The sequence below is a fragment of the Streptomyces sp. NPDC048566 genome, from assembly GCF_043199735.1.
Classification (GTDB): Bacteria; Actinomycetota; Actinomycetes; order Streptomycetales; family Streptomycetaceae; genus Streptomyces.
The window spans coordinates 162913-176026 of sequence record NZ_JBICWL010000015.1; the positions used below are offsets into that span (position 1 = coordinate 162913).

A 13114-nucleotide genomic window follows, 5' to 3' on the forward strand; every position below is an offset into this window, starting at 1 on the left:
CCGGTCATGGTCACGCACGTGGGAGCCGAGGAGCGGGGCGACGAGCGCGGGGCGCTGCTCGCGTTCATCGAGGAGCAGCGCGGCGGCATCCGCCGGGCACTGCTCGGACTCACCGAGGAGCAGGCGGCGAGCCGGCCGAGCGCGAGCGAACTGTCGCTGTCCGGACTGCTCAAGCACGTCGCCGAGGTCGAGCAGGGGTGGATCGCGCGCGCCCGGGGCGAGCAGCCCGCCGTCCGCAGGGACGCGTCGAACTGGCACGAGTGCTTCGTGCTGGTCGACGGCGAGACCGTCGCCTCCCAGCTCGCCTACTGGGAGGAGGTCGCCGCCGAGACCGACCGGTTCCTGCGCTCGGTGCCCAGCCTCGACGACACCTTCGCGCTCCCGCCCGACCCGTGGTTCCCGCCCGAGGGCCGCGTCTCGATGCGCTGGCTGGCCCTGCACCTGATCCGCGAGACGGCCCGGCACGCCGGACACGCCGACATCATCCGCGAGTCCCTCGACGGCAGGACGGCGTTCGAGCTCGTCGCGCAGGAGCGCGGCACGGCGTGAGACGGCCGGCGGCCGGGCCGCACGGCAGCCGCGGGTCCCGCCCTGCGGCGGTGTGCTCCCGACGGCTCCCCGGCGGCCCGGCCCGCGGCCGCGGCCGCCGGCGGGGGCGGGCCGCCGTCAGTGGTGGAAGCTCGTCGCGGCGGCTCTGTCCCGCGTCGAGGGCCCGGACTGGGCGCGCAGTTCGGGCAGCAGCCGCTTGAGGTCGTCGATGAACAGCTCGGCCAGGTCGGTGGTGAAGCCGTTGCGGCACACCACCCGCAGCACCGACAGGTCCTGCCGGTTCTCGGGGAAGGTGTAGGCCGGGATGAGCCAGCCGCTCTCCCGCATCCGCCGTGACACGTCGAACACGTCGTACGAGGTGACCTCGGGGGCGGTGGTGAAGGCGAACACCGGGAGCTGGTCGCCGCGGGTGATCAGCCGGAAGTCGCCCAGGCAGTCGACCCGCTCGGCCAGTCCGCGGGCCACCTCCCGGGTCGTCTGCTGCACCGTGCGGTAGCCCTCGCGGCCCAACCGCAGGAACGTGTAGTACTGGGCGGCCACCTGCGCTCCGGGGCGGGAGAAGTTCAGCGCGAACGTCGGCATGTCGCCGCCCAGGTAGTTCACCCGGAAGACCAGCTCCTCCGGCAGGTCCTCGGGGGTCCGCCAGAGCGCCCAGCCGACCCCGGGATACACCAGGCCGTACTTGTGGCCCGAGGTGTTGATCGACGCCACCCGCGGCAGCCGGAAGTCCCAGACCAGGTCCTCGTCGATGAACGGCGCGACCATCGCGCCGGAGGCGCCGTCGACGTGGACGGGGATGTCGAGGCCGGTGCGCTCCTGGAGCGCGTCCAGCGCGGCGCACAGCTCCTGGATGGGCTCGTAGGACCCGTCGAAGGTCGAGCCGAGGATGCCGACGACCCCGATGGTGTTCTCGTCGCACAGCTCGGCCGCCGCCTGGGGGTCGAGGTGGAAGCGGTCGCCCTCCATGGGCACCTGGCGCGCCTCGACCTCCCAGAAGTTGCAGAACTTCTCCCAGCAGACCTGGACGTTCACGCCCATGACCAGGTTGGGCCGGGCGCCGGGGTAGCGGTCGGCGTTGCGCCCGGCCCAGCGGCGCTTCAGGGCCATGCCGGCGAGCATGCACGCCTCGCTGGACCCGGTCGTGGAGCAGCCCACCGCCGCCGAGGGGTCGGGCGCGTGCCACAGCTCGGCGAGCATCGACACGCAGCGGCGCTCCAGCTCGGCCGTCCGCGGGTACTCGTCCTTGTCGATCATGTTCTTGTCGCGGCACTCCGCCATCAGCACCCCCGCCTGCGGTTCCATCCAGGTGGTGACGAAGGTGGCCAGGTTCAGCCGGGAGTTGCCGTCCAGCATCAGCTCGTCGTGGACGATCTGGAGTGCCGTGGTCGGGGGCAGCGGGGCCTCGGGCAGCCGGTGCTTGGGCGGCGCCTCGACCATGCCGCTGACCGGGTTGGCCTCGCCGTAGAACGGGTTGACGGACATCGTGCTCTGTGCGGGCGCTTCGTGGCCCCTGTGGAGCGGCATGGGCTTCTCCCATCGTTCGGTGGGACGTGTGTCCCCTTGGTTCATCGGATGCGGGCGGGCCCGCGGTTCACGGAGCGCGTCATCGGACGGAGGTCCCGTCCGGGCGCAGCTGCATCTGGGGCCGTCCGGTCACCAGCAGCCACGCCGGCAGCGAGGCGATGCAGAGGAGGGCGATGATCGACGGCGACGACACCAGGACGGCGGCGGTGAACAGGCTCACCCACCCCTGCCGGGTGATCGCGAGCAAGGTGCCCAGGACCCCCGCGGCCAGCCCCACCGACGCCGGGACGGAGGACACCAGCGCGTGGGCGCACAGGCCGAAGGAGGCGCCGACGAAGACGGCCGGGAAGATCCGGCCGCCGCGGAAGCCGCAACTGGCCGCGACCACCAGGGCGGCCAGCTTGACCACGGCCATGAGGGCGAACCGCCCGGCCGACCAGCCGTCCGGGTCCCGCGCCAGTTCCCCCACCTCCTCCAGGCCCTTGAAGAGGGTGAGCGAGCCGCCCAGGCAGCCCAGCAGACCGAGGACGAGCCCGCCGGCGGGCAGCGCCAGCATCGGGTGCCGCAGCCACCGGAACACCGCGTGGACGTAGGGGAAGGCGCGCACGGCCGCCATGCCGAGCAGGGCCGCCGCCGAGGCCACGACCAGCGCGGCCAGCACGTCGGTCCAGCCGGGCTGCCCGAACGGCGGCAGGTGGAGGTCGAAGCTGGGCTGACCGATCAGCGTGGTCGTCATCGAGCCGACGGCCGCGGCGGTCAGCGGCGCGAAGAGGTTGTCCCAGAGCATCCCCTTCACCTTGCGTCCGGCCAGCGCCTCGGAGATGACCAGCGCCGCCGCGACCGGTGTGCCGAACAGCGCGCCGATCGTCGCGGACTCGGCCAGCGTCACCCACAGCTCGCCGGGGGCGGTGGGCGCGAACCGGCGGCCCGCCCAGAAGGCCAGCGCCACGTTCACGGCGATGATCGGGTTCTCCGGGCCGAGACTGGGGCCGCCGGCCAGCATCAGGGCCGTCGCCACCAGCAGCCCCGGCATGACGACCGGCGCCATCGGGGACGCCTGGAGCCCCAGGGTCGCCGGGTCGGGGCCCGCGTGGCCGGGCGCCTTCCACACCACCAGGCCCACCAGGACGCCGGTCGTGGTGAGCATGACGATCATCCACAGGGAGGAGAAGCCGCCGATGCCCAGTGCGTCCGGAAGAGTGGTCCACAGCACGTCCTTGAGCTGCCCGGCCAGTTCGCTCACGCCGACGAGGACGAGGCTGGCGACCACCCCGACGGCCACGGAGGGCAGGAACAGAGGCAGCAGGGTCCGCGCGGGCGTCGCCCGGGAGGGGCTCGGCCGCGGGGGAGCCGCTTCGTCGGTCACGGGCTCACAGTAAGCGCGCGAAACGGACATAACATCCCGAGCGATCGCGAGGGGCGGACCGGCGCGCGGCGGGCGGTGAGGCGGCGCGCGGGGGTCCGGCCGGGCGGCGGAACGCCTCCCGGGCGCGCACCGGGCCGCCGGGGCGGCGTCGCGGGCTTGCACCTCACGCGGCGTGAGGCCCCAGGGTGGGACCCGAACCGAGAAAGGAGCGGACGTGAGCCACTCAGTGGGCCAGGTGGCCGGTTTCGCCGGGGTCACGGTGCGCACGCTGCACCACTACGACGAGATCGGCCTGCTCGTACCGGGCGCCCGCAGCCCCGCGGGGCACCGGCGCTACAGCGACGCCGACCTCGACCGGCTGCAGCAGATCCTGTTCTACCGGGAGCTCGGCTTCCCGCTCGACGAGGTCGCCGCGCTGCTCGACGACCAGGCCACCGGGAGGGCCGGACCGCGCACGCACCTGCGCCGCCGGCTCGACCGGCTGACCGCGCGGATCGAGCAGCTCCGGAAGATGGCGGCGGCCGTGGAAGAGGCCATGGAGGCACGCACGATGGGCATCGATCTCACACCCGAGGAGCGGTTCGAGGTCTTCGGGGACCACGACCCCGAGGCGTACGAGGCGGAGGCGGAGCGCCGCTGGGGCGGCACGGACGCCTACGCCGAGGCGCGGCGCAGGACGGCCCGCCACACCAAGGACGACTGGAAGCGGATGCGGGAGGAGACGGCCGCCTGGGGGGAGCGCTACGGCGCCCTCATGGCGGCCGGCGCGCCGCCGGACGGGGAGCGCGCCATGGACCTGGCCGAGGAGCACCGGCAGCACATCACCCGGTGGTTCTACGACTGCACCCACGAGATCCATCAGGGGCTCGGCGGGATGTACGTCGCCGACGAGCGGTTCAGGGCGTTCTACGACGCCGTCCGGCCGGGCCTCGCCGAGCACCTCCGGGAGGCGATCGCGGCGAACGCGGCACGCGCCCGGCGGTGACCGGCCGCGGACGTGCGGCTTCCTCCGCCGGACGGCCCGCGCGGGGTGAGGGCGGCCGTCCGGCCGCCCCCACCCCGCGCGGGTCCGGCGCTACTCCTTCACCAGCACCACGGCCGTCCCGTACGCGCACACCTCCGTGCCCACGTCGGCCGCCTCGCTCACGTCGAAGCGGAACATCAGCACGCCGTTGGCGCCCCGCACGCGTGCCTGCTCGACCAGCCGCTCCATGGCCTGGTTCCGGGTCTCCACCAGTGTCTTGGTGAGCCCTTTCAGCTCCCCGCCGATCATCGACTTCAGACCGGCCCCGATCTGGCTGCCCAGATGACGCGAGCGCACGGTGAGGCCGAAGACCTCGCCGACGACTCGCTCCACGCGGTGACCCGGTACGTCGTTCGTCGTCACGACCAGAACGTCAGCGTGCGGCCCCTGGCCGCCTCCGAATTCCTCGATACCCATGGTTCACAGCTTTGTCCCGGTCACCGCTCAGTGCATCCTGGAGCCACGGGTGGAACCCGGGGCGGACCGGCGGCGTTGATAGCTTTGGTCGGCCTGACAGGACCGCCGCCCTCCCTTCACCCCCTCAGGAGCCCGGAACCGTGACGACGCTCGCCCTCGGTCCAAGCTGGCTGGATCCGAACACGCTCCTGGACAATTTCGGCATCTGGGGTCTGCTGCTCATCGTCTTCGCCGAGTCCGGCCTGCTCATCGGGTTCTTCCTGCCGGGCGACTCGCTGCTGTTCACCTGCGGTCTGCTGATCACGGCGGGCACCCTGGACTTCCCGCTGTGGGCGGCGATCGCGCTGATCTGCGTCGCCGCGGTCCTCGGCGACCAGGCGGGCTACCTGTTCGGCAAGAAGGTCGGCCCCTCCCTCTTCACCCGCCCGGACTCCCGCCTGTTCAAGCAGGAGAACGTGGTCAAGGCCCACGAGTTCTTCGAGAAGTACGGGCCCAAGTCGCTGGTGCTGGCCCGCTTCGTGCCCATCGTGCGCACGTTCACGCCGATCATCGCCGGTGTCAGCGGGATGCGGTACCGCTCGTTCATCACCTTCAACATCATCGGTGGCGTCCTGTGGGGCGCGGGCGTCACCCTGCTCGGTTCCTGGCTGGGCAACATCGAGTTCGTGCACAAGAACATCGAGGCGATGCTGATCCTCATCGTCCTGGTGTCGGTCGTCCCGATCGCCGTCGAGTTCCTGCGCGCCCGCTCCAAGGCCCGCAAGACCCCGCCGCAGGAGCAGCCGCCCGCCCGGGACCCGCTCCGGGCCGAGCCCGCCCGCCCCGTCGCGCCGGTCATGGACGACGCGACGCGCCCGCTGCGGGTGCCGCCGGTCCAGCAGCCGCAGGACCCCTACGGTCACCAGGGCGTCAGCGGTGGTTACGGGAACGGCGGCCAGGACGGCTCGTACGGCCGGCAGGGCCAGGACCCGTACGCGGGCCGCGGCGGGGACGGGTACGGGCAGCAGGGACAGGCACCGGGACACGCACCGGGACACGCACAGGGCTACGGCTCCCCGCAGCACGGCCAAGGGGGCTACGGCTCCGCGCCGCAGGGCCGGGAAGGCCACGGCTTCCCGCAGCACGACCAGGGGTACGGCGCGCCGCAGCAGCCGCAGTACCAGGAGCCCTACGGGCAGCAGTACGGCCGGGACCACGGCGGCTACGACGGCCGGGGCCACGGCGGACAGGACCACGGCCGGGGCGCGCAGGGTTACGGCCAGGGCCGGCCGGGCTACGGGCAGGGCGCGCAGGGTTACGGCCAGGGCGCGCAGGGCTACGGGCAGGCGCCCCGGCCGCAGTCCGGGCAGGACCGGCCCGGGCAGCGGTACGACGCGGAGGGCTACCCCTACGACTACGGCCGGGGCAACGACGGGAACTGACCGGCGCGGGCCCGGCCGCCCGCGGCCCGGGCGTCAGAATCCGCGTGTCCGCTTGGCGGCCCGCCGGCCGCCGGCGGAGCCGCCCGGGGTCCGCAGGAACAGCCGCGAGATCTCCGACCCCAGGTTCACCCCGATGGCGATGGCCATCGCCAGGGCCGCCGCCTTGCTGAGCGACACGAGCCCCTGGTCGACCTCGTTCTGCGCGATGGACAGCAGCCCGAAGTAGGTCGCCGAACCGGGCAGCAGGGGCCCGATCGCGGCCGTGGTGTACGGCAGCGCCGACGCGAACCGGTAGCGCGAGAGCAACTGGCCGAAGAGACCGACCAGGCCCGCCGCGACGGCCGTGGAGGCCACCGGCGAGATGTCGCCCGCGTAGTGCATCGCCCCGTACACCGACCACGCCACCCCGCCGTTCAGCGTGACCGCCAGCACGGTGGAGCGCTCCTGCTGGAGCAGCACGGCGAAGGTCAGCGACAGCAGCATCGACGCCACGATCTGGAGCACCGGCCGCTCCGAGACGCTCAGCGCGGCGTCCGGGTTCAGCTGGGCGCCCACCTTCACGCCGAAGTAGAGCACCACCAGGACGCCGGCGACGATGCCGACGAAGAAGTACATGACCTCCAGCAGGCGGGCGGAGGCGGTGATGTAGAAGCCGGTCAGTCCGTCCTGCACGCCCGCGACGAGCGCCCGCCCCGGCAGCAGCGCGAACAGCCCACCGGTGATGACCGCGGACGCCTTCACGTCGACGTGCGTCAGGTTGAGCGCCACCCCGATCGCGGCGGGCGGCATGGCGGCGACGGTGAACTGGTAGAACTCCGGCAGCCCGCGCCCGGCGCACAGCCACGCGAGCCGGTCGCCCAGCATCGCGCCGAGCGCCGCGGCGACGAACACGATCGCGTCACCGCCGACGAGCACGGAGGCCGCCCCCGCCAGCAGCCCGCCGGCCGCGGTCAGCGCCCAGCCGGGGTAGGGGTGCCGGTTGCGGCGCATCTCCGCGAGGCGCCGGTAGGCCTCCTCCAGGGAGATCGCGGTCTCCGGGTCGCTCAGGTCGTCGACGAGGGAGTAGACGGCCGCGAGGCGCGTGTAGTCCGTGCCCCGGCGGCGCACCGTCCGCGACGCCGTCAGCGGGTCGTCGACCAGGGACGGCTGGTGGGAGATCGACAGCAGGGTGAAGGTGACGTTCGGCTCGCAGCGGTCGAGGCCGTAGGAGCGGCACACGGCGAACATGGCCGCCTCCACGTCCTCCGCGCCCTCGCCGCCCGCGAGCAGCAGTTCGCCGATGCGCAGGGTCAGGTCGAGCACACGCGGCACGGCGGGCCCGGACTCGTCCTCCTTGTGGACCGCCTCGGGCGCCGGCCGCTCGGTCACCGACATGCGCAGCATCGTGCGCATCCGGTCCTGCCAGGGGGCGTCCTTGGTCAGGCTGACCGCGGGGACGCCGTTCGGCGGGGTGAAGGCGGGCGGGGCCTGCCGCGCGCTGTAGGTGGCCGGGAGGCTGAACGCCGACCCCTCCTGTTCGGGCGCCGGCGCCTGGGCGACGTCCAGGCCCTTGGGGAGGGCGAACTCGGAGGTGGTCGACGACTCGTCGTCCACCGGGAGGGCCGCCGTCGCCGCGAGACCGGCAGGCGGACTGAAAGCGCTCCTCGCCTCGTCCGACTGCGGCTTGCGGTCTTCCGCTTCCGGTTCCGCCACCGACTCCCGCCTCGCCTTTCGCCTGCCTGTGGATCTTCTTCTTGCCTTCCGTATGCCTCAGTATGCGTACGGACACGCGAACGGGCCGCGCGGCCCCCGGGGGGTCGCACGGCCCGATCGTCGGTGGGGCGGCCGCGGCCGCCCGGGGCTCAGTGGCCGCCCTGGTCCTTGAAGCGCTTGTAGGACCGCTCGATCTCGGCCTCGGCCTCGGTACGGCCGACCCAGTCGGCGCCCTCGACGGACTTGCCGGGCTCCAGGTCCTTGTAGACCTCGAAGAAGTGCTGGATCTCCAGGCGGTCGAACTCCGACACGTGGTGGATGTCGCGCAGGTGCTCCACCCGCGGGTCGTGCGCCGGGACGCACAGCAGCTTGTCGTCGCCGCCGGCCTCGTCCGTCATCCGGAACATGCCGATCGCGCGGCACTGGATGAGGCAGCCGGGGAACGTCGGCTCGTCCAGGATGACCAGGGCGTCCAGCGGGTCCCCGTCCTCGCCGAGGGTGTTCTCGACGAAGCCGTAGTCGGCCGGGTAGCTGGTCGAGGTGAAGAGTCGACGGTCCAGGCGGATCCGACCGGTCTCGTGGTCCACCTCGTACTTGTTCCGTGAACCCTTCGGAATCTCGATCGTGACGTCGAACTCCACCGGTGGCTCCTCCATGATCAGCACATAGTTCTGGTGGTTAAGTGTCCCTCACGCAGGTGGGTGATCGCGAAAGGGGCTGGTGGTCGTGCCAGAGCTGAGGGCTTGGCGGACCGCGCGCCCGCATGTGCTGCGGGTCGCGAGGACGGTGAGACCGCATGTGGCGCGGGTCACCCGGATCATGCGGCCCGGTGCCGTGCGATGGACGACGCCGCAGCTCACAGCCGTCGCCGCCACCATGGGCCTGGCCCTGGCGGCCGGGGCGGTGACCGCGGCCGGTCCCTGGGACTCCAGCGGTCAGCGTACGGCGGAGCGCGACCGGGCGGCGTCGCGGGCACCGGAGGGTGGCGCAGATCACGCGGGTGCCGGCGGCGCCACGGCCACCGGTCCCCGGCCCGCCCCCAGCGCGGCGACCGTCCTCGCCGGGCTCGGCCGCTCCACGGTCACCGTGCCCGCCCCGGCCGGCAAGGCGCTCGCGCGGGTCCTCGACCCACTGCTCGACGACCCGGTGCTCGGGGCCCGCCGCACCGCCGTCGTCGTCGACGTGGCGACCGGCAAGCGGCTCTACGGCAAGGGCGCCGACACGGTCCAGACCCCGGCCTCCACCACGAAGATCGCCACCGCGGTCGCCGCGCTCACCGCCCCCGGCCCCGACCACCGCATCACGACGCGTACGGTCCTGGAGCCGGACACCAAGGAGGTCGTGCTGGTCGGCGGCGGCGACCCGACCCTGACCGCGCGCAAGGTCACCGACGGCTGGGCGAGCCTGCGCACCCTCGCCGACCGGACGGCCGCCGCGCTGAAATCCCGGCACCTGGACCACGTCACGCTCTCGTACGACACCTCCCTCTTCACCGGCCCCGTTCTTCACCCCATCGGGGTCAACGAGAACATCGCGGCGGTCACCCCCCTGATGGTCGACGAGGGCCGGCGCGACGACAGCACGAGCGGTACGGCCACCCGCGCCCCGGACCCCGCGGCCGACGCCGCCCGCACGTTCGCCGGCCTGCTGCGCGACCACGGCATCGAGACCACCGCGCCCGGCCCGTCGAAGGCGACCGGCCGCTCCAAGGCCCTGGCCTCCGTCTCCTCGCCGCCGCTGTCCGCCCTCGTCGAACGCATGCTGACCAACAGCGACAACGACATCGCCGAGGCGCTGGCCCGGCAGGTCGCCCTCGCCACCGGCGAGGAACCGAGCTTCGACGGGGACGCGAAGGCGATCCGCGCCCGGCTGAAGAAGCTCGGCCTTCCGCTCGACGGGGCCCGCTTCGCGGACGGCAGCGGCCTGAACCGCGCCGACAAGCTCTCCGCGCACCTGCTCACCGCGCTGCTGGCCGCGGCCGGGGACCCCGACCGCCCCGAACTGCGCACCGTGCTCACCGGTCTGCCCATCGCGGGCTTCACCGGCACCCTCAGCGGCCGCTACGCCGACGCCCCCGCGGCCACCGGCGTGGTCCGCGCCAAGACCGGCACCCTGACGGGGGTGAACACCCTCTCCGGAACGGTCGTCGACGCCGACGGGCGGCTGCTCGCCTTCGCGTTCATGACGTCCGACGAGGCGCATCCGCCCAACCCCTTCACGGCGCGGTCCGCCCTCGACCGCGCGGCGACGGCGCTGGCCTCCTGCGGCTGCCGGTAGACGGCGGCGGGGTCCGGGCGCGGGACGGGGCAGGGACCGCCGCCGGTGGACCCGGCCTGCCCCACCCGCCCCGCCCGCACCACCGGACCCGCCCGGCCCCCTCCGGTGCCGCACCCCTCACCGCGGGCGGACCCGCTCACGTACGGTTGACGCATGACGAGCATCGGTGGTGCTGCATCTGCTGGGATGGTCGACTGGAACCTCGCGGTCGCGACCGCGACCCGGCTGGTGCGGCCGGGCCCCGAAGTGAGCCGTGACGAGGCCAGGGCCATCGTCGCCGAACTGCGCCGGCACGCGAAGTCCTCGGAGGAACACGTCAGGGCGTTCACCCGGATGGGTGACGACGTCACGCACGACACCCCCGTCCTGGTCGTCGACCGCCCCGGATGGGTGCGGGCCAACGTCGCCGGGTTCCGGGAGATCCTCAAGCCCCTCCTGGACAAGATGCAGGAACGGCGCGGCGGCTCCCCCGGCGGAGCCGTCCTCGGCGCGGTGGGCGGCAAGGTCACCGGCGTCGAACTGGGCATGCTGCTGTCGTTCCTGTCCTCGCGCGTCCTCGGGCAGTACGAGACGTTCGCGCCCGCGACCCGGGACCTGCCCGCCGGCGGCCCCGCGGGCCCCGGCAACGGCGGCGGCAGGCTCCTGCTGGTCGCCCCGAACATCGTCCACGTGGAGCGCGAACTCGACGTCCGGCCGCACGACTTCCGCCTCTGGGTGTGCCTCCACGAGGAGACCCACCGCACCCAGTTCTCGGCCGTGCCCTGGCTGCGCGATCACCTGGAGGGCGAAATCCAGTCGTTCTTGGGGGAGACGGAGGTCGACCCCATGACCGTCCTGGAGCGCGTCCGGGAGGCCGTGCAGTCCCTCTCCGGATCGCGTCCCGACACCGAGGAGGACGACGGGGGGCGTTCCCTTGTGGAAATCGTCCAGACCCCCGCACAGCGGGAGATCCTCGGCCGGCTCACCGCCGTGATGTCCCTCCTGGAGGGGCACGCCGACTTCGTGATGGACGGCGTCGGACCCTCGGTGGTGCCCTCCGTCGGCGAGATCCGCGAGAAGTTCCAGCAGCGCCGCGCCAAGGGCGCCTCCCGCCTGGACCTCGCCCTGCGCAAGCTGCTCGGCCTGGACGCCAAACTGCGGCAGTACCGCGACGGCGAGCGCTTCGTCCGCGCGGTCGTCGACGAGGTCGGCATGGACGGCTTCAACCGCGTGTGGACCTCCCCGAACACGCTCCCGACCAAGGCGGAGATCGCCCGGCCCGCGGACTGGATCACCCGGGTGCACCGCAGGACCGAGTCGTGAACCCTACGGGACGGGAGTGAACCGGATCCGGCCGACGGCAGGCAAACGCTCCTCCAATCACTCGTCCGAGGGACCGTGGAGCATGGGTAGGCGTGCAATGCTCGGGGAACGCCCCGGTTCTGTCACCATCTACACACTCTGAGTGACCGATCCCGGGCTAACCCCCCGAAAACTTCATGAAGGGAACCGGACATGGGTCCCCATCCTGCGGTCGCGGCGATACGCCTGGCGGTCCGCCGCGTACTCCACGACATCCTCACCGAGCACCCGCCCGCCTCCGACACCCGGCGTACGCCCCGCGGTGCCGCGCGCCCCTGCGCGCCCGACATCGAACGCGTACCCGCCCCCGGAACACGCCGCAGCCTGTCCGTGCCGGCCGGCGCCCCGCTCGACCAGCCCCCCGCGCCCTCCCTCCGGCCGCGCCGGCCGGCCGGCGCGGCCCCCGCGCCTCTCGCGCCCCTCGTCCTCGTAGCGTGCTCCGGCGGTGCCGACTCCATGGCGCTCGCCTCCGCCCTCGCCTTCGAGGCCCCCAAACTCGGCATCCGCGCCGGCGGTGTCACCGTCGACCACGGCCTCCAGCCCGGCTCCGGCCTGCGCGCCGACGAGGTCGTGCTGCGCCTCACCGAGCTGGGCCTGGCGCCGGCGGAGTCGATCGCCGTCACCGTAGGCCGCGACGGGGGCCCCGAGGCCGCCGCCCGCGACGCCCGGTACGCCGCCCTGGACGCCGCCGCCGAGCGCCACGGCGCCACCGCGATCCTCCTCGGCCACACCCGCGACGACCAGGCCGAGACCGTCCTGCTCGGCCTCGCCCGCGGCTCCGGCATCCGCTCCCTGTCCGGTATGGCCGCGGTCTCGGGGGCCGACGGCCGCTACCGGCGTCCCTTCCTGCACCTGGACCGGCAGACCGCCCGCAAGGCGTGCATGGTCCAGTCGCTGCCCGTCTGGGACGACCCGCACAACGCCGACCCGGCCTACACCCGCTCCCGGCTCCGCCACGAGGGCCTGCCCGCCCTGGAGAAGGCGCTCGGCAAAGGAGTCGTCGAGGCCCTCGCCCGGACGGCCCAGCTGTCCCGGGACGACGCCGACGCCCTCGACGCCTGGGCCCGTCAGGCGGAGCCCTCCGTGCGGGACGCGGCCGGCCTCCTGGAGTGCGCCAAGCTCTACGCCCTCCCGCCCGCCGTGCGGCGCCGCATCCTGCGCCGCGCGGCCATCGAGGCGGGCGCCCCGGCGGGCTCGCTGTTCGCCCGTCACATCGAGGAGATCGACCGGCTGATCACCGGCTGGCGGGGCCAGGGAGCCATCAACCTCCCGGGCAAGGTCGTCGCTCGGCGCCAGGGTGGCAGACTGGTGATTCGGCAAGGCTGAAAACCGGACCTCCGCCGGAGCCGCTCACGCGGTTCCACGGGCCCCGCACGGGGTCTCGGGGGGGGGGGGGGGCCCCCCCCCCGCCCCCCCCCCCCCGGGGGGCGGCGCCCCCCCCCGGCCCCCGCGGGGGGGGCCCCCACAGGGCCCGCCCCCACCAACGGGGGGGAAAACAACCAA

The 13114-nt window shown here is 73.6% G+C and carries 11 protein-coding genes; 6 read left to right on the plus strand and 5 right to left on the minus strand.

The features are described 5' to 3' along the window. Window positions 1–6 precede the first annotated feature (6 nt). Window positions 7–549: a DinB family protein gene (locus ACGFS9_RS22535; protein ID WP_393255559.1), complete on the plus strand. Its 543-nt coding sequence runs from the start codon at window positions 7–9 to the stop codon at window positions 547–549. 117 nt (window positions 550–666) lie between these two features. Here ACGFS9_RS22535 and ACGFS9_RS22540 read toward each other — a convergent pair whose 3' ends face one another. Together ACGFS9_RS22540 and ACGFS9_RS22545 are read right to left on the minus strand one after the other, a co-directional pair. Continuing rightward, entirely contained in the window at window positions 667–2073 is a 1407-nt protein-coding gene (locus ACGFS9_RS22540; RefSeq protein ID WP_393255561.1) for a glutamate decarboxylase, read from the minus strand. Window positions 2074–2152: 79 nt separating this feature from the next. Further along, window positions 2153–3439 carry an ion channel protein gene (locus ACGFS9_RS22545; RefSeq protein WP_393255562.1) on the minus strand — a complete coding sequence of 429 codons (1287 nt, stop codon included), beginning with the start codon at window positions 3437–3439 and terminating at the stop codon, window positions 2153–2155. Window positions 3440–3653: 214 nt separating this feature from the next. Here ACGFS9_RS22545 and ACGFS9_RS22550 point away from each other — a divergent pair, with 214 nt between their 5' ends. Continuing rightward, a complete protein-coding gene (locus ACGFS9_RS22550) occupies window positions 3654–4424 on the plus strand; it encodes a MerR family transcriptional regulator (protein ID WP_393255564.1) in 771 nt (256 codons plus the stop codon). A 90-nt stretch (window positions 4425–4514) separates the two neighbouring features. Here the strand turns inward: ACGFS9_RS22550 and ACGFS9_RS22555 are convergent, their stop codons facing one another. Next, window positions 4515–4880 (minus strand): YbjQ family protein, encoded by a 366-nt coding sequence (locus tag ACGFS9_RS22555; RefSeq protein WP_393255565.1) that lies wholly within the window; start codon window positions 4878–4880, stop codon window positions 4515–4517. A gap of 140 nt (window positions 4881–5020) precedes the next feature. Between ACGFS9_RS22555 and ACGFS9_RS22560 the strand changes: the two genes are divergently transcribed. Beyond that, window positions 5021–6301: a DedA family protein gene (locus ACGFS9_RS22560; protein ID WP_393255567.1), complete on the plus strand. Its 1281-nt coding sequence runs from the start codon at window positions 5021–5023 to the stop codon at window positions 6299–6301. Window positions 6302–6334: 33 nt separating this feature from the next. Here ACGFS9_RS22560 and ACGFS9_RS22565 read toward each other — a convergent pair whose 3' ends face one another. After that, window positions 6335–7993 carry a threonine/serine exporter ThrE family protein gene (locus ACGFS9_RS22565; protein WP_393255568.1) on the minus strand — a complete coding sequence of 553 codons (1659 nt, stop codon included), beginning with the start codon at window positions 7991–7993 and terminating at the stop codon, window positions 6335–6337. A gap of 149 nt (window positions 7994–8142) precedes the next feature. Continuing rightward, window positions 8143–8634 (minus strand): inorganic diphosphatase, encoded by a 492-nt coding sequence (locus ACGFS9_RS22570; RefSeq protein ID WP_030599677.1) that lies wholly within the window; start codon window positions 8632–8634, stop codon window positions 8143–8145. A gap of 79 nt (window positions 8635–8713) precedes the next feature. Here ACGFS9_RS22570 and dacB point away from each other — a divergent pair, with 79 nt between their 5' ends. The 3 genes from dacB to tilS all read left to right on the plus strand — a co-directional run bounded on the left by dacB (window position 8714) and on the right by tilS (window position 12937). Further along, window positions 8714–10270: a D-alanyl-D-alanine carboxypeptidase/D-alanyl-D-alanine-endopeptidase gene (gene dacB, locus ACGFS9_RS22575; RefSeq protein WP_393255569.1), complete on the plus strand. Its 1557-nt coding sequence runs from the start codon at window positions 8714–8716 to the stop codon at window positions 10268–10270. 153 nt (window positions 10271–10423) lie between these two features. Further along, window positions 10424–11572 (plus strand): zinc-dependent metalloprotease, encoded by a 1149-nt coding sequence (locus ACGFS9_RS22580; protein ID WP_393255571.1) that lies wholly within the window; start codon window positions 10424–10426, stop codon window positions 11570–11572. A 192-nt stretch (window positions 11573–11764) separates the two neighbouring features. After that, a complete protein-coding gene (tilS, locus tag ACGFS9_RS22585) occupies window positions 11765–12937 on the plus strand; it encodes a tRNA lysidine(34) synthetase TilS (protein ID WP_393255572.1) in 1173 nt (390 codons plus the stop codon). The last annotated feature ends 177 nt before the right edge of the window (window positions 12938–13114 follow it).

Bases quoted from the DNA above. Each gene is read 5' to 3' on its own strand.
- ACGFS9_RS22535 (WP_393255559.1), top strand. From the start codon at position 7: ATGGTCACGCACGTGGGAGCCGAGGAGCGGGGCGACGAGCGCGGGGCG.
- ACGFS9_RS22555 (WP_393255565.1), bottom strand. From the start codon at position 4,880: ATGGGTATCGAGGAATTCGGAGGCGGCCAGGGGCCGCACGCTGACGTT.
- tilS (WP_393255572.1), top strand. From the start codon at position 11,765: ATGGGTCCCCATCCTGCGGTCGCGGCGATACGCCTGGCGGTCCGCCGC.
- ACGFS9_RS22580 (WP_393255571.1), top strand. From the start codon at position 10,424: ATGACGAGCATCGGTGGTGCTGCATCTGCTGGGATGGTCGACTGGAAC.
- ACGFS9_RS22540 (WP_393255561.1), bottom strand. From the start codon at position 2,073: ATGCCGCTCCACAGGGGCCACGAAGCGCCCGCACAGAGCACGATGTCC.